Below are 514 nucleotides of genomic sequence, written 5' to 3'. Positions count from 1 at the left end.
GTCCTGCCCCTGGGTCGCACAGGCCGCCAGCCAGTTGTAGGCAAAACTCGCTTCGCTCACGCTGCCCGTCTGGGTGGCCTTCAGGGTAATTACTGGGTTATCCCGGTATAGCGTCAGTGAGTAGGGACCCGGCTCATTGGTAGCCGCCAGCTCGTTCTCGATCCGGAAGGCGATGGGCTGGCCGGTCAGACCCACGTAACGGGGACTAAAGTTGATATTGATCCGGTCAGCGATCGGCGTACAGCTCAGCAGGCTTACGGCCGTGATGGCGAAGGGCTGGCTGGGCTGGGGCGGCTCAACGGGAGCCGGGGCCACCGCCAAGTCAAAGCTCGTGCTCACACTCAGGGTACCCGGATCGGTGGCCGTCAGGATCACCCGGAACGGACTGCCCACGGTGGTGGACGCCACGCCTGACAGGGTATAGCCCGACAGACTGATGCCGGGGGGCAGCCCCTGGGCACTTAGCCGCAGGCTCCCCGGTGTCTGGTCATCGGTGAAGGTACCCTGGGGGATA

The 514-nt window shown here is 64.4% G+C and carries 1 protein-coding gene; it reads right to left on the bottom strand.

What is annotated here, in order from left to right; all coding sequences use genetic code 11:
* A partial coding sequence (locus GK091_RS29300; protein WP_394351912.1) for a putative Ig domain-containing protein occupies positions 1–514 on the bottom strand: 514 nt, incomplete at both ends.

Origin of the sequence: Spirosoma agri (assembly GCF_010747415.1) — a bacterium.
GTDB classification, from domain to species: Bacteria; Bacteroidota; Bacteroidia; order Cytophagales; family Spirosomataceae; genus Spirosoma; species Spirosoma agri.
The sequence above is the reverse complement of the archived record's forward strand: the minus strand, read 5'-3'. Positions and strand labels throughout refer to the sequence as shown.